At 57.6% G+C, this 18,624-nt stretch carries 18 protein-coding genes; 12 read left to right on the top strand and 6 right to left on the bottom strand.

What is annotated here, in order from left to right; all coding sequences use genetic code 11:
- Window positions 1–4: 4 nt before the first annotated feature.
- Complete coding sequence (pgeF, locus tag NE562_RS06290; RefSeq protein ID WP_280961560.1) at window positions 5–805, bottom strand: peptidoglycan editing factor PgeF; 801 nt, start codon at window positions 803–805, stop codon at window positions 5–7.
- 273 nt (window positions 806–1,078) lie between these two features.
- Between pgeF and rny the strand changes: the two genes are divergently transcribed.
- Together rny and NE562_RS06280 are read left to right on the top strand one after the other, a co-directional pair.
- Complete coding sequence (gene rny / locus NE562_RS06285; protein ID WP_280961559.1) at window positions 1,079–2,623, top strand: ribonuclease Y; 1,545 nt, start codon at window positions 1,079–1,081, stop codon at window positions 2,621–2,623.
- Window positions 2,624–2,974: 351 nt separating this feature from the next.
- Window positions 2,975–3,646: a TetR/AcrR family transcriptional regulator gene (locus tag NE562_RS06280; protein ID WP_280961558.1), complete on the top strand. Its 672-nt coding sequence runs from the start codon at window positions 2,975–2,977 to the stop codon at window positions 3,644–3,646.
- A gap of 47 nt (window positions 3,647–3,693) precedes the next feature.
- On the opposite strand, the gene NE562_RS06275 is transcribed toward NE562_RS06280, so the two are convergent.
- Together NE562_RS06275 and NE562_RS06270 are read right to left on the bottom strand one after the other, a co-directional pair.
- Complete coding sequence (locus NE562_RS06275) at window positions 3,694–4,977, bottom strand: sensor histidine kinase (protein ID WP_280961557.1); 1,284 nt, start codon at window positions 4,975–4,977, stop codon at window positions 3,694–3,696.
- Between the two features lie 15 nt (window positions 4,978–4,992).
- On the bottom strand, window positions 4,993–5,700 hold the full coding sequence (locus tag NE562_RS06270) for a LytR/AlgR family response regulator transcription factor (protein ID WP_280961556.1): 708 nt from the start codon (window positions 5,698–5,700) through the stop codon (window positions 4,993–4,995).
- A 211-nt stretch (window positions 5,701–5,911) separates the two neighbouring features.
- On the opposite strand from NE562_RS06270, the gene NE562_RS06265 reads away from it, so the two are divergent.
- The 8 genes from NE562_RS06265 (at window position 5,912) to NE562_RS06230 (ending at window position 13,767) form a co-directional block, all read left to right on the top strand.
- Window positions 5,912–6,676 (top strand): conjugal transfer protein TraX, encoded by a 765-nt coding sequence (locus NE562_RS06265; RefSeq protein ID WP_280961555.1) that lies wholly within the window; start codon window positions 5,912–5,914, stop codon window positions 6,674–6,676.
- A 23-nt stretch (window positions 6,677–6,699) separates the two neighbouring features.
- On the top strand, window positions 6,700–7,446 hold the full coding sequence (locus NE562_RS06260; protein WP_280961554.1) for an ABC transporter ATP-binding protein: 747 nt from the start codon (window positions 6,700–6,702) through the stop codon (window positions 7,444–7,446).
- 3 nt (window positions 7,447–7,449) lie between these two features.
- Window positions 7,450–9,588 (top strand): ABC transporter permease, encoded by a 2,139-nt coding sequence (locus tag NE562_RS06255; protein WP_280961553.1) that lies wholly within the window; start codon window positions 7,450–7,452, stop codon window positions 9,586–9,588.
- 60 nt (window positions 9,589–9,648) lie between these two features.
- Window positions 9,649–10,308, top strand: coding sequence for a TetR/AcrR family transcriptional regulator (locus NE562_RS06250; protein ID WP_280961552.1), 660 nt, complete (start codon window positions 9,649–9,651; stop codon window positions 10,306–10,308).
- A 74-nt stretch (window positions 10,309–10,382) separates the two neighbouring features.
- Complete coding sequence (locus NE562_RS06245) at window positions 10,383–11,114, top strand: ABC transporter ATP-binding protein (RefSeq protein ID WP_280961551.1); 732 nt, start codon at window positions 10,383–10,385, stop codon at window positions 11,112–11,114.
- Window positions 11,102–11,824 (top strand): ABC transporter permease, encoded by a 723-nt coding sequence (locus NE562_RS06240; protein ID WP_280961550.1) that lies wholly within the window; start codon window positions 11,102–11,104, stop codon window positions 11,822–11,824. The genes NE562_RS06245 and NE562_RS06240 overlap by 13 nt, the downstream gene beginning before the upstream one ends.
- Window positions 11,825–13,051, top strand: a complete 1,227-nt coding sequence (locus NE562_RS06235; protein WP_280961549.1) for an MFS transporter — start codon at window positions 11,825–11,827, stop codon at window positions 13,049–13,051.
- A 128-nt stretch (window positions 13,052–13,179) separates the two neighbouring features.
- The gene (locus NE562_RS06230; RefSeq protein ID WP_280961548.1) at window positions 13,180–13,767 is read left to right on the top strand and encodes an HD domain-containing protein; all 588 of its coding nucleotides are present in this window, start codon (window positions 13,180–13,182) and stop codon (window positions 13,765–13,767) included.
- A 56-nt stretch (window positions 13,768–13,823) separates the two neighbouring features.
- Here NE562_RS06230 and NE562_RS06225 read toward each other — a convergent pair whose 3' ends face one another.
- From NE562_RS06225 to NE562_RS06215, 3 genes are read right to left on the bottom strand one after another with little or no spacing between them, the layout of a single operon-like run.
- A complete protein-coding gene (locus tag NE562_RS06225) occupies window positions 13,824–14,411 on the bottom strand; it encodes a hypothetical protein (protein WP_280961547.1) in 588 nt (195 codons plus the stop codon).
- Window positions 14,401–16,551: a M56 family metallopeptidase gene (locus tag NE562_RS06220; RefSeq protein ID WP_280961546.1), complete on the bottom strand. Its 2,151-nt coding sequence runs from the start codon at window positions 16,549–16,551 to the stop codon at window positions 14,401–14,403. Before NE562_RS06220 ends, NE562_RS06225 begins: the two co-directional genes overlap by 11 nt.
- A gap of 13 nt (window positions 16,552–16,564) precedes the next feature.
- Complete coding sequence (locus NE562_RS06215; RefSeq protein ID WP_280961545.1) at window positions 16,565–16,936, bottom strand: BlaI/MecI/CopY family transcriptional regulator; 372 nt, start codon at window positions 16,934–16,936, stop codon at window positions 16,565–16,567.
- A gap of 107 nt (window positions 16,937–17,043) precedes the next feature.
- On the opposite strand from NE562_RS06215, the gene NE562_RS06210 reads away from it, so the two are divergent.
- The gene (locus tag NE562_RS06210; RefSeq protein ID WP_280961544.1) at window positions 17,044–17,709 is read left to right on the top strand and encodes a response regulator transcription factor; all 666 of its coding nucleotides are present in this window, start codon (window positions 17,044–17,046) and stop codon (window positions 17,707–17,709) included.
- A complete protein-coding gene (locus NE562_RS06205; protein WP_280961543.1) occupies window positions 17,706–18,596 on the top strand; it encodes a sensor histidine kinase in 891 nt (296 codons plus the stop codon). Before NE562_RS06210 ends, NE562_RS06205 begins: the two co-directional genes overlap by 4 nt.
- Window positions 18,597–18,624: the final 28 nt, after the last annotated feature.

The raw sequence follows: 18,624 nt of genomic DNA, 5'->3' as shown, positions 1-18,624 counted from the left end.
GTCCTTACAGGCAGATCACGCCCGCCTGCACGCCGCGCACGCCGTTTGTATGGCGGTGCGACCAAAAGGTTTGGTGCTCGCACATGGTGCAAAGCCCGCTGTCCACGATGTTTTCCGGCCGGAGCCCCGCCCGCGCCAAAAGCGCGGCGTTGACGCCCTGTAAGTCGACGTGGAATTTCTCGCCCTTTTCCATGACAAAGGGACGCATCATCGCGCCAAGCAGGCGTTCCATCTCGTCCGGCACGTCCGAATCGGTCTCGAAGCACTCCTGATGGATGGACGGGCCCATGACGGCCACCATCGTTTCGGGATGCGCGCCGAGCTTTTCCGCCATTTGCGCCACGGTTTTGCCGAGAATGCCCTTTGCCGTGCCGCGCCAGCCCGCGTGGCACACGCCGCAGACCCGCGCCGCGGGATCATACAGAAGCGTTACGACGCAGTCCGCGCCAAAGCCCACAAGGGGCGTATCGCCAAGCGCCGTGATGATCGCGTCCGACTGCCACGCCATCGGCTTTTGCAGGCCCATGCCGCTTTCCTGTTCGGAAACGACCGATACCTCGTCCTCGTGTATCTGCTTGGTGAGCGTAAAGCGCGCGGCGGGCACGCCGAGCGCGTCCGCGAGCAGCGCGTAGTTTTTACGCACGTTTTCCTCCGTGTCCCCCCGGCCGAAGCCAAGGTTCAGGCTTTCGCACGGCCCGGCGGAGACGCCGCCGAACTTTGTCGTAAACGCGTGGCGAACCGGCAGGCGCGTGCAGACATAATAGGTCAGCGCGCCCTTTTGGACGCGGCGCATCGTTTGATCCATGGTATTTCCTCCGTTCGCAGTCCCATTATTATATCAAATCGGGCGGCCCGTCACAAGGGCGCAGAAAAGTTCTTCTCAAAAAGCGCCAAAATTTGCCCCGTGTGCACCGGGTTTTTCTTGACAGTTTGACCAAAAGGCTTTACAATTATTATAGATAATACCTACTGTAATATTGCCGCGCCAACCGGCGCGGCTGTTTCAAGGCATTATACCGAATCATTTCCCCAGCAAAATTGCACCTAAAAAAATAAATAGGAGGACTTAACCGAAGCAATGAACACTTTAATTCCGCCCATCATCGCCGGGATTGTATGCCTCATTGTCGGCGTGGTCATTGGATTCCTGTATCGAAAGAGCGTTGCGGAAAAAGAAATAGGCAGCGCTGAAAAGGAAGCGACCCGCATCATCAATGAAGCGATTAAAGCCGGTGAGACGAAGAAGAGAGAGGCCATTTTAGAGGCCAAGGACGAGATCCACAAGCAGCGCTCCGAAGCCGACCGCGAGCTGAAGGAACGCCGCAACGAGACCCAGCAGCTTGAACGCCGCCTCATTCAGCGCGAAGAAGCGCTTGACAAAAAGTCCGACACGCTGGATCGTAAAAGCGAGGAGCTTTCCCAGCAGCTTGCCGCTACGGTGCAGGAAAAAGAAGAGTGCGTCCGCTTAAAGGACGAACAACTGGCCGCCTTGGAGCGTATCGCCAGCATGACGCGGGACGAGGCCCGCGAAATGCTTGTTCAATCCATTGAAGCCGAAGCCCAGCACGACGCAGCCGTTAAGCTGCGCGAAATTAACCAGCGCGTTAAGGATGAAAGCGAGCAGACCGCCCGCGAGATCATCTCCACCGCGATCCAGCGCTGCGCCGCGGATCATGTCGCAGAAGCGACCGTGTCTGTTGTGCCGCTGCCCAACGACGAAATGAAGGGCCGCATCATTGGCCGAGAGGGCCGCAACATCCGCACCCTCGAAACGCTGACTGGTGTTGACCTTATCATAGACGACACCCCCGAAGCGATCACCCTTTCCTCCTTCGACCCGGTACGGCGCGAGGTCGCGCGTCTGGCGCTCGAAAAGCTGATCGTGGATGGACGGATCCATCCCGCCCGCATTGAGGAAATGGTTGAAAAGGCCCGCCGCGAGGTCGATCAAATCATCAAATCCGAAGGCGAACGCGCCACGTTTGAAACCGGCATACATGGCATCCACCCCGAACTCATCAAGATTCTCGGCCGTCTGCGTTACCGTACCAGCTATGGTCAGAACGTGCTGATGCACTCGATCGAGGTCGCGCATATCGCCGGCATGATGGCGAGCGAGCTTGGGCTCGATCCGATCCCCGCCCGCCGCGCCGGCCTGCTGCATGATATCGGCAAGGCGATCGACCACGAGGTCGAGGGCAGCCATGTCCAGATCGGTGTAGACCTCGCCAAGAAGTACAAGGAAGCGCCCGGCATCATCCACGCGATCGAAGCGCACCACGGCGACGTGGAAGCCAAGACCGTGATCGCCTGCCTCGTTCAGGCGGCGGACGCTATTTCGGCCGCCCGCCCCGGCGCGCGCCGCGAAAATCTCGAAAACTATATCAAGCGTCTTGAAAAGCTGGAGGGCATCGCCAACGAAACACCCGGCGTTACCAGCTCTTACGCCATTCAGGCCGGACGCGAGATCCGCATCATCGTCAACCCGGATAAGATTTCGGACGATGCGATGCTGCTTTTGGCCCGCGATCTTGCCCACAAAATAGAGGACGAGCTCGACTACCCCGGCCAGATCAAGGTAAACATGGTGCGCGAGACCCGCGCGATCGAATTTGCAAAGTAACCACGAAAAGCAGGCGCCAAACAGCGCCTGCTTTTCGTGTCAAAGAACCCATCGCGCCGCAGCGCGCATAAAATAGGATTTTGCCGCAAGTGGCAAAATTCATAAAAACCGGGAGCACGTATCTCGGTTTTTATACAAACCGACTTCAAGTGTGCCTGTAAGGCGCGCGCAGAAGCCGGAATTCTCGATCGAAATGGGGCTTTGTTTCGATCGACAGACTGTCAAAACTTGTTTTTTGACAGTCTGAAGCAGGCGCCAAACGGCGCCTGCTTTTTTGTTGACACCTCCCAATGGGGTGATGTACAATGATAAGAATGAATGATTTATTCACATTTTCTTCAAGGAGGGTCTATGGTAAATCAGCGTATGAAGGCCATACATGACGCCGCCGCCCTGCTGTTTCTGCGGCAGGGGTATTCCAAAACACAGATCAGCCATATTGCAAAGGCGGTGAACGTTTCCGTCGGCACCATTTATCATGATTTTATCGGCAAGCGGGAAATTCTAAACTTTGTTTTGAAGTGTACCATTGACCCCGCGTTTATGGAGCGGGAATTCGACCGGCCGATCCGCGGCGAGCTGTTTGACGGGCTCGACAGCGAGATCATGGCCGCTTTTGATGAGAGCGCCGCGTCCTTTGCGGCGCATCTGGCGGACGGCGCAGCGAACTATACCTTTCCGGAACTGATCAGCGATACGTTCGACCTGCTTTCCCGCTATGCGGTGGGCTGTCTATTCATTGAGAAGAACCAGTTTGATTTCCCCAAGCTTGCCCAAAGCTATCGCGCATACCGCGAACGTTTTTTTGATACCATGACGCGCTATCTCGCCCTTTTTATTGAAAAAGGCGAGATCCGTCCCTTGCAGCACCTTGCGCTTTCCACCAGCCTGATCGTTGAAATGCTCACTTGGTGGGCAATGGATCAGCGGTATATCTCGTTTGAAGCGCGGCCTATACCGCCGACGCTCGCCAAGGCGGTGTGTCTTGACAATTTAATATCTGCGTATTTGGTAAAAGAATAAGCGGGGCTTTCGCGCCCCGCTTATTCTTTTATCAAAACCAAACCGCACTATTCCGCGTCATCCAAAGGAATGCACACGACCAGCTCGAACCGGTTTTTATCCGCGTTCGCTTCCAGCGTGCCGCCGTGGCGCACGGCAATCTCACGCATGCCCGCAAGGCCAAAGCCGTGGGACGCTTTATCCGTTTTGGTGGTGCCAAACAGCCCTTTATTCAGTTGCTCCCGCTCGCCCGCGTAGGCATTGGCCACGCGCAGCATCAGCAGGCCTTTATCCGTGCGGGCGCGCACGGTAATGCGCTTATCGTGCGCGGTCTTCGCGGCTTCGATCGCGTTATCCAGCGCGTTGCCGAACAGCGCGCACAGATCGGGATCGGAAACAGGCAGGTTTTCCGGCAGCGACACGCCGATATCGGCGGTCAGCCCCTCGTGTTCAATGGCGCCCGCCTTGGACGCCAGCACCGCGTTGACCGTTTCATTTTCGCAAAAGCGCTTTACACCGACGAGCGCGGGCGACTGGGACAGGCTTTGCACATATTCCCGCGCCTTTTGGGCATCGTTCCGCGCAAGCAGGCCGGACAGCGCGGTCAGGTGATTGCGCATATCATGCCGTAGCGTGCGCACCTGCTGCTGTTCGCGCTTGAGGCTTTGATAGTACACCTCGCGCATATCGGCTAGCTTGTGCTCTATTTCCAGCGCTTCGTGGCGGGAAAGCAGCGCGATCGCAAACAGCAGCGCCAAGGAGGATAAAAAAACGAACGGTAAAAAGGTGTTGGCCACACGGCCCAAGACGAAATCAAACGAATTTGTCGTAAAGTCCAAAATGCCCCAGATTGAAAAAGACAGCATGGAGAATAAGGACGACAGCGAAAGCACGCCGATCAGCGCCCAAAGCCGTGGCGACAGCGTGACCGGCTGGCCGCCCGGCAGCAGACGGCGCACACACAGAAAAATGACCAGCCACAGGACGAGCTTTAAAAGCATGCTTGGAAGCCGTTCAAACCAAAGAAATTCGTACCAGCGGGATGTGGTATCAAAAAACATGTTGAGCGATATCAGCAGCTCATAAAACACGATGCCCACCGTGCCCCGTGCAAACCACGGCCCGCCATAGCATAGAAAAAACACCAGCATAAAGAACGGAAGCATCAGCAGCGGATTTTCATCGCCCAGCCAGCTGGGCATGGTGGGCACAATGGTGAACAGCGCGAGCGGCGCGAACCGCCGTATAGGCCCCCGCCCCACCGGCAGCACGCGCCGCACGGTACAGGTCATCAAAATACCGTCGGACAGCATGATCGCAAAAAAGAGTAAGGAATGCACATTTTCATTCATTTGCATCGCCGCCCCCTATTCCAGCATCGCCCGCGCGATGGAGGCAAGCGCGGCGCTCTGATACGCGCGGCTGATGGGCAGCACCTCGTCCCCTAAGATCACGTTGCTGCCCTCTACCCGGTCTACCGCCGCGGCGCGCACCAAATAGCGTTGGTGCAAACGAACAAAGGACGGGCCGACGGATTCCGCCACATCGTCCAGCCGCGCATAAAACGTATAGTTGCGGTTGTCCGTGACGCAGGTGACCAAGCGGCGGTCCGAATAGAAGTAACGGATGGATTTTTTCGGGATGCGGTAAAGCCCCTCCGCGTTGCGGCAGAGAAAAACCTTGTCCGCTTCGTTGAAAAGCGCGCCCAGCGCCCGGTCAAGCAGTTCGCTTACCTGCTCTGTCTGCGGCGGCTTGATCAAATAGCCGAGCGCGCCGACCGAGTACCCGTCGAACACATAATCGGTAAAGCCCGTGACAAACGCCAGAAGCAGGCTGTCGTCCGCCGCGCGCAGCGCTTTCGCCGTTTCCATACCGTTCAGGCCGCTCATTTCTATATCGAGAAAGACCAGATCGAGTTCGCCCGCGTGCTTTTCCATCCAGCCGAGCAGGCCCTCGCCGGAGGAAAACTCAAACATCGTGTTTTCAACCGCCCGCTTTTCCAAAATACGCTCGACAAGGCTTTTCAGCGCCTGCCGCGCCTCCGCCTGATCGTCGCAAATACCAATGCGAAGCATGTGTATCCCTCCCCTTTATTTTTCCTTTTTCATTTTACCATATTGCGCCCCTGCCGCCAAACCAAACTTGACGGCAGGGGCGCTGATTTTTACATCTCGTACGCTTCCCGCGCAAAACTTTCCATTTCGCGGCCTGAAAATGACAGGCTTGTTTGCGCCGCCCTTCGCCGTGCGCTATGCTGAAACCAGAGATAAAGAGGAGGCTAACACAATGACGAAAACTTTAACGCTGCGGCGTATCCGCGATGTGCTGCTCACGCCGCCCACCTTCCCCGAGGGGCAGCCGCGGCTGAAAACCAATATGGACACGAACTTTTTAAAGCTGGTCGCCATCCTATCCATGCTGATCGACCATGTAGGCGGCGCGTTCTTTCCCGAAGTCGGCTGGTTCCGCTGGGTGGGGCGGCTGGCCTTCCCGATCTTCTGCTACTGCATGACGGTAGGCCTGCTGTACACAAGGGATATTAAAAAATACTTGTTCCGTTTGGGCCTGTTCGCGGTCATTTCGCAGCCGTTTTACGTGCTGGCGTTTCACCCGCACGATTTTCTGGCCCAGTTTACCAACTGGAACATCTTCTGCACGTTATTTTTAAGCCTACTTGCCATGTACGGCCTGAAGGAGCGCAAATGGTGGCTGTTTTTCGCGGCGCTGTTCGTTGTTTCGTGGTGGAACTTCGATTATTCGGGCATGGGCATTGAGCTGATGCTGATCTTCTACCTTTGCCGCAACCATCCGGGGATCGGCGCCGCGCTCTACTCGCTCATTTACTTGACCACGCTCGGCCATGTGCATATCGAGGACCCGCTGAATTTTGTTTGCGGAAGCGTCGCGATCGATTGGACGTTCTTCACCATCTTCGCCGTGCTGTTCATCTACATTCCGACGCACTTTGACCTAAAGATCCCTAAGTGGTTCTTTTATGCGTTCTACCCCGCTCATTTGGCGCTGATCGCGCTGATTCAGTTCATCCGATAGTTTCAGGAAAGGAAGATTACTTTATGCTTAACGTACAAAACCTGCACAAATCCTATCAGGTAGGCAAAACGACCTACGAAGTGTTGAAGGGCGTGTCCCTCACGGTGGAGGAAGGCGAGTTTGTCGCCGTTATGGGCCCCTCCGGCTCGGGCAAAACGACGCTTCTAAACTGCATTTCCTGCTACATCCCGGCGGACAGCGGCTCCATCACCCTTGGCGGCGAGGAAATCGCGCGCCTTCCGGAGGACGCGCTGGCCGAAGTGCGCAATCAAAAGCTCGGCTTTGTCTTTCAGGACTTCCTGCTGCTGGACGGCCTTTCGGTGCGCGACAATATCTTGCTGCCGCGCGTGATCGCCGGACAATCCGGCGGCGATATGGAGGCCGACGCAGACCGCCTGTGCGAGGTATTCGGCATTTCGCCGATCGGGAATAAGTACCCGGCGGAAATATCGGGCGGCGAGAAGCAGCGCACCGCGGTCGCCCGCGCGCTGATCAACCACCCGCTGCTGATCTTGGCCGACGAGCCGACCGGCAATCTGGATTCCAAATCCGCCCGCGCGGTCATCGGCAGCTTCACGCAGGCGCGCGAAAATCTGGGCGCGACCATATTTATGGTCACGCACGATTCGTTCGCTGCCTCGCACTGCGACCGCGTCGTCATTTTGCGGGACGGCGTGGTATGGCGCACGCTGTCGCGCGGCAGTGAAACCCGCGGCGAATTTCAGGACCAGCTTTTGGATTCCATACGCGAAATGTCGGCGGAGGTGTAAGCCATGCGTTCCTTTTCCGAAGTATACGCGGCCTTGCGCCGCGCAAACCGTAAGCAGTATGCGTTGCTGATCGGCTGCTGCTTCTTTTCCGTTCTGCTCATCACCGCCTATGTGAGCATGATGCGCTCGCCGACCATTCTTGCCGTGCTGCCGGAGGGCGGCGACAGCCGCAAGCAGGTGATGATGATCTTCGTGCTAGCCGTGCTCGGCTGCGGCGTGTTTACCACCTATGCTTCCGGCCTGTTCTTCCGGCAAAAATCGCGGGAGACCGGCGTGCTGCTCGCGCTGGGCGCGTCGCGCGCCCAGCTGCGGCGGGAACTGGGCAAAGAACTGGCGTTCATCTCCTTCGGCTCGTGCGCCGCGGGCGCCGTACTGGGCACGCCGCTCGCGTTCGCCCTTTGGCAGGTCTTCCGCGCGTTCGTGGTCGATACGGACGAAATGCCGCTCACCTTTGATCCGCAGGCTTATTTCATCGCGCTGGCTTTTTCGGCTTTCGTGATCGTGATGCTGTTTTTCATGGGCGCGCGCTTTATCCGCCGCACCAATATTATCGATATCGTGCAGGAATCGCACAAATCCGAACCCATCCGCGACGTGCCCCGCTGGTACGGCCCGGTCGGCATTCTGCTCATGCTGCTCGGCGGCTATCTGGGCTACAGCGTGCCGGGCTGGTTCATTCTGGGCCTGCACTGGTATCCGCCCGACGGGCTGGACGTGATCTTCTACCTGCCCGCCTTCCTCGGCCTGTATATGATCTTGCTGCACACCGTGGTAAACGGCTGGCGGCATGGCAAAAACCGCTACAAGCACCTGATCACCACCAGCATGATGAAATTTCAGGGCCGGCAAACCGTGCGCAACATGCTTGTTATGACGCTTTTGATCGCGGGCGCGTACTTCGGCTCGTTCTACACGCCCATGCTGGGTACGGGCGCAATGCTGGGCTTTGACCAGCGCCCCATCGATTTTTCCTATCACTTCCGCGCCGATCAGGACATTCCCGAACAGGACGAAGTGCAAGCGCTGGCAAACGAATATGGCGTGCAGCTGACCGGCTGGGAAATGCAGCCCGCCGCCGTGCTGGGCGTGGATGGTCAGGAAACCATCGAAACAAAAAACGCGGTAGGCATCAGCTACCACCATGAATACCGCGAACTGACGGGAAGCGATCTGTTCCTTTCCGAAAGCGCCTACAACGCGCTGACCGGAAAGCGCGTGGATGTACTGCCCGGCACGATCACCGGCATTTTCATGGCGGAAACCGGCGGCAACGGCATATTCGGCGGCAACGCGACCAAGCTGACCAATATGGTGACCGGTGAAACGATGCAGGTCGCACCGACCGAGGACAAATTCGCTTACGATATGCTGTTCGGCCGCTATGTGATGGATGATAGGGATTACGCGGCAATCACCGAGGGCCTTACCGATGAATGGTTTGAAAAACAGGTGTTTTTCAATGTCGCGGACGCGGAGAACAGCTACGATTTCGCCAAGGCGCTGTTCAATACGATCGTTGATCGCTCCGGTGCTGAGGTGGAGCAATACGACGCATACGATCAGGTGCGGGCAATGCAGTTCGCACAGAAGGGGGAACCGTATTACTTTGCCCCTAAAAATCTGGAAGCGAACGGCTATGAGCGCATCGAGTACAACAAACGCGACTCCTCAAACTTTCGCCTGCACTGGAAGTACATGCCTGAATTCCGCGCGCTCGACAAGGCCGATTTTGTCAAAACCACGGCGGTGTTCCTGATGCTGTTCATTTTTATCGCGATCGTATGCTTCGCGGCGGTCATCGTCATCGCATTTACCCGCTGCATGACCATTGCGGTCGTCAACGCCCGCGTATACGACGATCTGCGCCATTTGGGCGCGTCGAACGCCTACCTGTACCAGTCTGTGCGCGGACAGATCAACCGGGTTTTTCTGGTGCCCGCTATTGTCGGCACCGCGCTGATCTATGCGTTTTACATGATGATCATGTATTTTAACGGCGACCCGATCGGCATTACCTCTCACGAGGCGGCGGGCCTGATCAGCTGCCTAGCGCTGATCGCCGTTCTTTCCGCCGGGTTCTACGGCGTATACCGCATCACCAAACGCAGCGTGTGCCGCGCGCTGGATATTAAAAAGCCTTGACAGAGAGAATCACAGCTGTTATACTTCAAACATACTATTGGTATGTATCGAGGTGAGCACATGGCGCGCAACAAATATCCCGAGCAAACAACCCAAAAGATCATCGACGTTTCACTGCGCCTGTTTCTTGAAAAGGGTTACGACCACACGACCGTGCAGGACATCGTCGATCATCTCGGCGGACTGACCAAGGGCGCCGTGTACCACCATTTCAAAAGCAAGGAAGAAATATTTGAAGCCGTCCTAAACTCGATGTTCGCATCCAAAGACACGAGATTGCATGCTATTATGCGGGATAATCAGCTAAACGGCCGCGAAAAGCTGTGCGCAGTGGTCAGCGAAAGCTTTGGCGATCCCGCGCAGGAGCAGCTTTTTATTATCGCGCCCAATATGCAAGCCAATGCCCGGTTTCTGGGCGCGCAGATCATGCAGGTGCAGCAAGCCTCCCGCCAATATATCGAGCCGATCATCCGCGAGGGCATGGCGGACGGGTCAATCCAGACCGATCAACCCGCCGAGCTGGCGGAGCTGCTTCTGCTGATTACAAACTTTTGGCTCAATCCGCTGGTTTTTGAGATGGAAGCCGCGCAGGTCGCTTCAAAATGCCGATTATTTCAAGTCTTACTGTCGCACTTTGGGTTGGCTGATTGGATTAGCGAAAAAGAGATCGCCCGTTTGGAGCGCTATTGCGAGATGGTCACACAATCCCGAAAAAAATAAACTGCCCCTATGGGCAGCTTATTTTTAACATTATACATACCAACCGAATGTATCTAAAAGGAGGCTGTTATATCATGATACCACAAGAAACCATACGGACCGCCGGACTGACCCGCGCCTTTGGCGGCAAGGAAGCGCTTTCCGATTTGACGCTTTCCCTATCGGCGGGTGAGGTTTGCGGCGTGCTCGGCCCAAACGGCGCGGGCAAAACAACGCTGCTCAAGCTGATCGCCGGACTGCTTCGCCCCACCGCGGGCCGGGCCAGCGTGTGCGGCTTTGACAGCGTGCGGCAACAGGATGATGTGCTGCGTCATCTGGGGCTGCTGATCGAAACGCCGGTGTTCTATGACCACCTTTGCGCGCAGGAAAACCTCGCGCTGCACTTGGCCTACATGGGCACGGCCGGGGTTGTGGACGATGCGCTGGCCCGCGTCGGTCTGAGCGACGTGGGCGAGCAACCGGTCGGCCAGTTTTCTCTCGGTATGCGGCAGCGTCTGGCACTGGCGCGCGCTACAGTACACCGCCCCGCTGTATTGCTGCTGGATGAGCCCTTAAACGGGCTTGACCCCATTGCCGTGCGCGATATGCGCACGCTGTTCCGTTCCTTTGCCGCGGACGGCATGTCCGTTATGCTTTCCAGCCATATTTTAGGCGAGGTGGAACAGACCGCCGACCGCGTGATCGTGCTTTCGCAGGGCAAGCTGGCGGCGGCCGCCCAAATAGACGCGCTGCGCGCCGCACACCCGCACGATCTGGAAGATCATCTGATCAAACTTATGAACGGAGGTTCGTCATGCCGAAATTAATTGAATTAGAACTGCGCCGCACGCGCCTGCGGCCCTATCTTTTGGGCGCCGCCATTCTGACCGCCGCCATTTTAGGCTTTTACCTGCTTATGGGCGCAATGCCGAGCCTGTCGGCATCGCAGGGCGAAATCATGCCGGATGCCGATGTGGCGATGTTCGGTGCATGGCCCGGTCTGATCCATATGATATCCATTATTGCCATGGCATGCTTTTCGGTTTTTTCCGCCGTGCTTGGCGCGCGCTTCGTCATTGCTGACTATACCGGCGGGCGGGCCGTTCTGCTGCTTTCCTACCCGGTGCCGCGCCGTCGTGTACTGCGCGCTAAGTGCACGCTGACCGTCGGCTTGACCGCGCTTTGCTGCCTGATCGCCTGCGTAGTTTCCCTCGCGCTGTTTGTGCCCGTCGCTTTGCTGCTTGGTTGGTTGGACGCGCCGACCGGCGCGATACTGCAAACCGCCGTATTTATGACGCTATGCATGAGTATTCTCTCCGCCGCCATCGGACTGATTAGCACCTGCATCGGCTTTGCAAAGCGCTCTTTAGTGGCCGCTGTTGTTGCCGCCGTTATCCTTTCCAGCGTTGGTTCCAACATTTTTGCGCTGGCCGCGTCTCCGGCCGCTATGCTTTTGCTCAGCGTGCTAGCAACCGCCGTGGCGGCGGTCTGCTATTTTTCCCTTGCCCGCGCGGTAACCAACATGGAGGTTCTGTAAATGAAACAAAAGCTCTTTTCCCGCGATTTTACCCTTGTGGTGATCGGACAAATCATTTCTCTTTTCGGCAATGCGATCCTTCGCTTTGCGCTGCCGCTTTATCTGCTGGATATTTCCGGTTCGCCCAAGCTGTTCGGTCTGTGCTCGGCGCTGTCCTTTTTGCCGATGATCGTGCTTACCCCCATGGGCGGCGTGGTGGCCGACCGGGTGAACAAACAGCGCATCATGGTTGTTTTGGACTTTTTCACCTGCGCGCTCGTGACCGGATTCACGTTTTTCATGGGCTTTGCCCCGCTGATACCGCTTTTGGTGTGCACGCTGATGCTGCTTTACGGTATTTCGGGCGCGTACCAGCCCGCGGTGCAGGCCAGCCTGCCCCTTCTGTGCGCCGGGGATCATCTGCTTGCGGGTAATGCGGTTATCAATCAGGTCAGCGCGCTTTCCGGTCTGCTCGGGCCGATCATCGGCAGCGTGCTGTACAGCGCCTTTGGGCTGACGCCGGTTTTGATCGTTGCCGCCATTTGCTTTTTCGCTTCCGCGGTGATGGAGCTGTTCATCCGTATTCCGCATACGCCCCAGCCGGGGGGCGCAAGCGCGCTCGCCGTCGTGCGGGACGATCTTAAGCAAAGCCTGCGCTTTATCCGGCGCGAAAAGCCGGTCTTAGGCCGCTATATCGTACTGATCTGCGCGTTCAACGTATTTCTTTCCGCTCTGCTGATCATCGGCCTGCCTGTGATCGTCAAAACGACGCTCGGCCTGAACGATCTGTGGTACGGCTTCCAGCAGGCCGCCATGGCGGCGGGCGGTCTGATCGGCGGCGTGCTTGCGGGCGTGCTTGCGCGGCGGCTCAACATACGGCACACCGGCCTTTTGCTGCACCTTTGCGCGGTGGGGCTGGTGCCGATCGGCCTTGCGCTGCTGTTCGGTCTGCCCGCGCCCGTGAGCTATGCGGTCGTCACGCTTGTCAGCGCCGTTTTGATGGCGTGCGCCACCCTTTTTCAGGTACAGGTGCTTGCCTTTGCGCAGGGCGTTACGCCGCAAGTACTGACCGGCAAGGTGCTCGCCTGCCTCATGGCGCTTTCCATGTGCGCGCAGCCGGTCGGGCAAGCCATGTACGGCACACTTTTTGAAGCCTTGACCGGAAACGAGGGCTGGATCTTGATCGGCGCGGCCTGCGCCGCCCTGCTGATCGCACGGCAAGCGCACCGGCTGGCGAAAGACCTGTAACGCAGCCCCGGTTTCCCCCGCGTTGCCGCATCAAATCTATTTGACATTTTCATAGGCGCATAATAAAATGGATGCAGAAACGCGAAAACGACAAAACCGAAGCGTTTGGACTGGGAGGTTCAAGCAAAATGGACGCATTGGAACAACAGGTGACCTTTATCAAGCGGACGGAAGGCCTAAAATCCGTTTTACGGGAAGCGTGGACCTCCACGGGACGGAGAGAAAGCACGGCGGAACACTCTTGGCGGCTGGCCCTGCTGACGGGTCTGCTGGCTCCCTCTTTTGAAGTGGATACCGGCAAGGCGCTGATGATGTGTTTGATTCATGATCTGGGCGAGCTATACACGGGCGATATTTCGGCGGTATCCAAGCCGGACGAAGCGGAAAAGCATGCGGCTGAGGAAAGAGATATGCGGCAAGTGCTTTCGCTGCTGCCAAAGGAGCAGGAGCAAGAACTCTTCGCCCTGTGGCGCGAATACAACGACAACGCCACAGCGGAAGCAAAGCTGATCAAGGCGCTGGATAAAGCGGAAACGATCCTACAGCACAACCAAGGGGCAAACCCGCCTGATTTTGATTATGACTTCAATCTGGACTACGGAAAACAGTATTTTTCCGGCGCGCCCCTTCTGCTTCAGCTGCGCAAAATTCTGGACGACGAAACAGCCCGGCATATCCGCAAAACGGACGTTTCATCCGAAAACGATAACCCATAAGCCGATTGCATATCTAAGCTGAGAGACGCCGCCCGCATGGGCGGCGTCTCTCAGCTTTATGAAACCTGCGACTGATTGGCAAACAGCGCCTTATCGCAGTTCGCGGCATAGATGGGCAGGCCCATTTCCGCGATCAGCAGCAGCATATACCAGAAATTCTGTACGCCGCCCTGATAAATGCCCACCAGCGTGAGCACCGCGTAGGGAATGAGATACACATAGCGGAACCGGCGGCCGTTTTCCGCAAGATCGTACCGCCCCGCCCGCTCGGACAGGAAGATCAACAGGCCGAGCACATGATAATAGATCAGCGTGTTACAAGCCATGGCGGCAAGCGAAAGCATGGTATCTACCGCGGCCGGAATCGCGGATGCAATCCCCGGAAACCAGCCGATCAGGCTGAGCAGCGCCGCGAGAAACAGCACGGGCTTTAACGCGCGCGGACGGTCATAGTCCGGGAAGCTGTCCAGCACGCACGATACCTGCCAATATCCATAGAACGCGGGCAGAATATCGATTATGAGTACGCCCGTGAAGCCGATGTTCACTGAAAAACCGATGCGGATCAGCGCCCAGAACAGAGGGCGGATATCCGGTGCTCCCCCAGTTTCTTCGGTTATATCCGCAATCCGTTTATCCTCCATTGCGGACCACCTCCGTTTCTCCGATTTTGGCAAGCATTACCACGCAGTCTTCATCCTCGCCGGCAAAACGGGTGCGCAGATACAGGTGTTCCGGCGGTTCAGGCTGTCCCCACAGTGAGAAAGCCCAAGAGACCGTATTGCCCGTTGCTCGGCACCAGCCGTCCGCCGCTTCTACCTGATAGTCATCTTTGGAGTCTACAAAACCGCTTATGTCAAATTCATCGCTTCCGCCTCCACCGCCGCCGGTATATCCGTTTCCATCCCGGGGCAGGTTAGGATCTTCCTCCGGCGGCACTGTGGAAAGATAATACCCCATTCCGATCGGTTCGCATGCCGGGTCCTTGGTACGAAAATATAGCTCAGCCGACCAACCTGCCGTGTTTGACGGCAGACCATTGTCACCGCCCCAGCCAAAGGCGACCATCATCGGGTCCTGCTGGTCAGCCCAAGTGCCATCGGCCGTGTTATACTGATAAAAGGTATAAGCCTGCCCATAGCAAAGGCGTAGTTCGTAGTCAAAATAGGAATCCTCCGCGCGATAGGTGACCAATGGCTGCACATTTAGACCTGATGTATCATAGCGAATTGTTTTTTCTCCCATTGTTATCCGTCGCACAACCCAGCGCCCCTTTTCCCTGTCGGCGCGAAGCGTTTCATAGTGGTAGGTATCCACGCGCTGCTGGTCTTCCTCTTGCTCTTCCTCCATCCAATTTTTCACGATCGGCCACGCAAGTACGGCTGTGCCGCCGTTTTCATCCTCCAGCACATTATAGAGGCCGAAGGAGGGATTCAGCATCATATCTGTGTATTGTGATTCGTCCCAAAAGTCGCCTAAATTGGCACGGCCAATCTCTTTGATTGCCCAATCATCAAAGTGCCATATCAGTGGCGCTTCATTTTGTGCAAACTGCGCAGAGAGTTGCTCCCTTGTCCGTGCATCCGCGACGATATAGCGGTAATACCCGTTATCCAGCGCGTATCCCTTGCCGTATAGATAAAACGCTTCATTGATATCGCTCACACGGTAGCGCTCGGCCTTTTGCAGCCATTTGGCCGTATCCGCGCCCGGCACGCCGGGATCGCGCCAGCTTGCGGCCCGCGCAAGCGGCGGGGTCAGGCACATCCACGCGAGCAAGCAGAACAACAGAAAACTCATGCCGCGCGCACGGCGGGACACCTCCTTGTGCCGTGTGACGCGCACGATGCGGCGGCGGATGTTCCGCTCTCCGCTGGCAATGCACGAGGTGCCCATCCGGTACCGAAAGCCGGGCTGCACCATCTCAAGCAGGCGGCGCCCGTAGCCGATGTGCTCCTCCGGTTCCAGCCGGTCCAGCACGCACTCGTCGCAAGCGGTCTCGCAGTCGTCCGAAATGCGGTTAAAGGTACGCCAAAGCAGCGGATTGAACCAGTGCAGGCACCGAAACACCATATAAATATAGTTTTTAACAATATCATGCCGCACCATATGCACCATTTCATGCAGCAGCACCTCGTCGGCCACAGTCTCCGCCATCGGCGCTGGCACGACCAGCGTGGGCCAAAACACGCCGCAAACATACGGCGTCGCTCCGGCGGGCGAAAGGCGCACCCGTACCCGGTACGCCTCCTCTTCCGGCTCCATCTGTGCGGCCAGACGGTACATTTGTTCCGCGCGCGCCCGCAAAGCTTCATTTGCCTTGGGGAAACGCCGTGTGCGGACACCAAGAAGCAGGCTGGCCGTAAAATAATACGCCAGCAATCCTGCCGCGCCCGCCGCCCAAAGCCAGAACAGCCCCCGGTTCAGGGTATCCGCCCAGTCGGGCAGTCCCGGCTGGGGCAAATGAAGGCGTATAAACCGCCCCTCGCTCTGCTGGACGACCGGCGTAAGCGGCGTTTCACCGGAAGAAAGCGCGGCGGCTTGCCGGGTCACGGCTCCGGCAATGGTTGGTACATCGACCGCGGCCCCAAGGCTGAAATCATTTTTCGGCAAAAAGCCGCCGGTGGGCGGGATCACCAGCCGCGCAAGCAGAATCATCCACACCAGATAATGCCACTTCGCTGTTAAGTGCTCGCGAAACAGCCATTTTACCGCAAACAGCAGGCCCGCCGTGACGGTCGCGGTCAGCGACCAGATCAGAATATCGGAAAACCGCATAGCCATTCTCTCCGCCCCCTTATTTGCCGCGCGCCTCGGCGTCGTCCAGCAGACGCCGAAGCTCGTCTATTTCATCCTCTGAAAGATCGTTTTGCTGCAAAAAGGTACGCACCAACCGGCTGGCGGAGCCGTGGAACACGCGGGATACAAAGCTTTCCGTCTGTTCGCGCACCGAATCCTCGCGCGGAACGGCGGCGGCATACTTCTTGGGGCTGCCGCCTTGCTCGCAAACGAAGCCCTTGGCGGCCAGCCGGGTTAAAAAGGTGTGCACCGTGTTACGGTTCCAGCCTGTGTCGGCGAGCGCGGCGGTCAACTCCGCCGCCGTTGCCCCGCCCAGCGTCCACAGCGCGTCCATGACCTGCCATTCGGCTTCTGATATTTTCTGTTTCATGCCGTCCACCTCACTACAAGTGTAGTCTATATGATTATACTACACTTGTAGTTGCAGTTTGTCAAGCGCTAAGTCATGTGATACAATAGCGCAGAGAGGTGATTGCCATGAACCGAATCTTGATCGTAGAGGACGACCCTTCGCTTGGCCGCGGGCTTGTCATTGCCCTGACCGACGCCGAGACCGCGCCCACCCTTGCGGCGAGCTGCGCCGATGCGCGCCGCCTGCTTGCGGAGCAAGCGTTTGACCTTTGTATTTTTGACGTGGGCCTGCCGGACGGCTCGGGCCTAGACCTGCTGACCGAGCTGCGGCAGGTAAGCGTTACCCCCGTGCTGCTGCTGACCGCGAACGACTTGGAGACCGATATCGTGACCGGGTTCACGCTCGGCGCGGACGATTATATCACAAAGCCCTTTTCGCTGGCCGTGCTGCGCGTGCGGGTAGCGGCCCAGCTGCGCCGCGCCAAAAGCGGCGCGCCGGTGTGCCGCGTGGGCGAATACGAGTTTGACTTTGACCGCCTGACCTTTGCGCACGGCGGCAAACCGATCGCCCTATCGCAGACCGAGCAAAAGCTATTAAAGCTGCTGGTCGAAAACCGTGGGCGCACCTTGCCGCGCGACACGCTGATCGACCGCATATGGACGGACGGCGCGGCCTATGTGGATGAAAACGCGCTTTCCGTTACCGTGCGCCGCCTGCGCTCCAAGCTGGGCGACGACGCGCCGATCAAGACCGTATACGGAGTCGGCTACACTTGGGCGGTGGAGGCATGAACTATTTTGCGCTGCTTACCGTGCTTGCGGCGGCGGTAATCATCGTGGGCGACCGGCTTCTGCTTCGCCGCACCATGAACCGGCTCGATCGCATGCTGAACGACGCGATCGCCGGGCGGTTCACCGAAGCAAACTTCGACGAAAGCCGCTTTTCGGCGGTGGAAAGCAAGCTATACCGCTATTTGAGCGCGTGCTCCTCCTCGGAAGCCAACCTTTCGGAGGAAAAAGCCCGCATACAAACCATGATCGCGGACATTTCCCACCAGACCAAAACACCGATTGCCAACATTTTACTTTACGCGGGCCTGCTCGGCGAACAGCCGCTGCCGGAAGGCTGCCCCGATCTGGTGGCCGCGCTCGGTGCGCAGGCGGAAAAGCTGCGTTTTCTGATCGACGCGCTGGTCAAATCCGGGCGCTTGGAAACCGGCGTGATCGCGGTGCAGCCGCGCCGCGCAGCACTCGCGCCTATGATGCAAGCGGCGGCGGTTCAGATTCAGGCGGCGGCGGAGAACAAGGGGATCGCGCTTTCGTACCTTCCGCTTGAGCAAACCGCGCGTTTCGACCCCAAATGGACGCAGGAAGCGCTGTTTAACCTGCTGGATAACGCGGTAAAATATACGCCCGCAGGCGGCCGGGTATCACTTTCCGCCACGCCGTACGAATTGTTTTGCCGGATCGACGTAACCGACGACGGGCCCGGCATCCCCGAAGTGGAGCAGGCGCAGGTATTCGAGCGGTTTTACCGCTCGCCCTCCGTGCGGGATGAGCAGGGCGTGGGCCTAGGCCTGTACCTTGCCCGCGAGATCGCCGCCGCGCAGGGCGGCTATATCAAGCTGGCAAGCAAACCCGGCTCCGGCAGCACGTTTTCCTTATTCGTACCGATATAACATCAAAAGGAGAAGAAAACCGCATGGT

This window comes from Butyricicoccus faecihominis (assembly GCF_024462775.1).
In the GTDB taxonomy this organism is placed as follows: domain Bacteria; phylum Bacillota; class Clostridia; order Oscillospirales; family Butyricicoccaceae; genus Agathobaculum; species Agathobaculum faecihominis_A.
Note: the sequence above shows the minus strand (reverse complement) of the source record. Positions and strands in the feature narration are given on the sequence as shown.

Bases quoted from the DNA above. Each gene is read 5' to 3' on its own strand.
- pgeF (WP_280961560.1), bottom strand. From the start codon at position 805: ATGGATCAAACGATGCGCCGCGTCCAAAAGGGCGCGCTGACCTATTAT.
- rny (WP_280961559.1), top strand. From the start codon at position 1,079: ATGAACACTTTAATTCCGCCCATCATCGCCGGGATTGTATGCCTCATT.
- NE562_RS06280 (WP_280961558.1), top strand. From the start codon at position 2,975: ATGGTAAATCAGCGTATGAAGGCCATACATGACGCCGCCGCCCTGCTG.
- NE562_RS06275 (WP_280961557.1), bottom strand. From the start codon at position 4,977: ATGAATGAAAATGTGCATTCCTTACTCTTTTTTGCGATCATGCTGTCC.
- NE562_RS06270 (WP_280961556.1), bottom strand. From the start codon at position 5,700: ATGCTTCGCATTGGTATTTGCGACGATCAGGCGGAGGCGCGGCAGGCG.
- NE562_RS06265 (WP_280961555.1), top strand. From the start codon at position 5,912: ATGACGAAAACTTTAACGCTGCGGCGTATCCGCGATGTGCTGCTCACG.
- NE562_RS06260 (WP_280961554.1), top strand. From the start codon at position 6,700: ATGCTTAACGTACAAAACCTGCACAAATCCTATCAGGTAGGCAAAACG.
- NE562_RS06255 (WP_280961553.1), top strand. From the start codon at position 7,450: ATGCGTTCCTTTTCCGAAGTATACGCGGCCTTGCGCCGCGCAAACCGT.
- NE562_RS06250 (WP_280961552.1), top strand. From the start codon at position 9,649: ATGGCGCGCAACAAATATCCCGAGCAAACAACCCAAAAGATCATCGAC.
- NE562_RS06245 (WP_280961551.1), top strand. From the start codon at position 10,383: ATGATACCACAAGAAACCATACGGACCGCCGGACTGACCCGCGCCTTT.
- NE562_RS06240 (WP_280961550.1), top strand. From the start codon at position 11,102: ATGCCGAAATTAATTGAATTAGAACTGCGCCGCACGCGCCTGCGGCCC.
- NE562_RS06235 (WP_280961549.1), top strand. From the start codon at position 11,825: ATGAAACAAAAGCTCTTTTCCCGCGATTTTACCCTTGTGGTGATCGGA.
- NE562_RS06230 (WP_280961548.1), top strand. From the start codon at position 13,180: ATGGACGCATTGGAACAACAGGTGACCTTTATCAAGCGGACGGAAGGC.
- NE562_RS06225 (WP_280961547.1), bottom strand. From the start codon at position 14,411: ATGGAGGATAAACGGATTGCGGATATAACCGAAGAAACTGGGGGAGCA.
- NE562_RS06220 (WP_280961546.1), bottom strand. From the start codon at position 16,551: ATGGCTATGCGGTTTTCCGATATTCTGATCTGGTCGCTGACCGCGACC.
- NE562_RS06215 (WP_280961545.1), bottom strand. From the start codon at position 16,936: ATGAAACAGAAAATATCAGAAGCCGAATGGCAGGTCATGGACGCGCTG.
- NE562_RS06210 (WP_280961544.1), top strand. From the start codon at position 17,044: ATGAACCGAATCTTGATCGTAGAGGACGACCCTTCGCTTGGCCGCGGG.
- NE562_RS06205 (WP_280961543.1), top strand. From the start codon at position 17,706: ATGAACTATTTTGCGCTGCTTACCGTGCTTGCGGCGGCGGTAATCATC.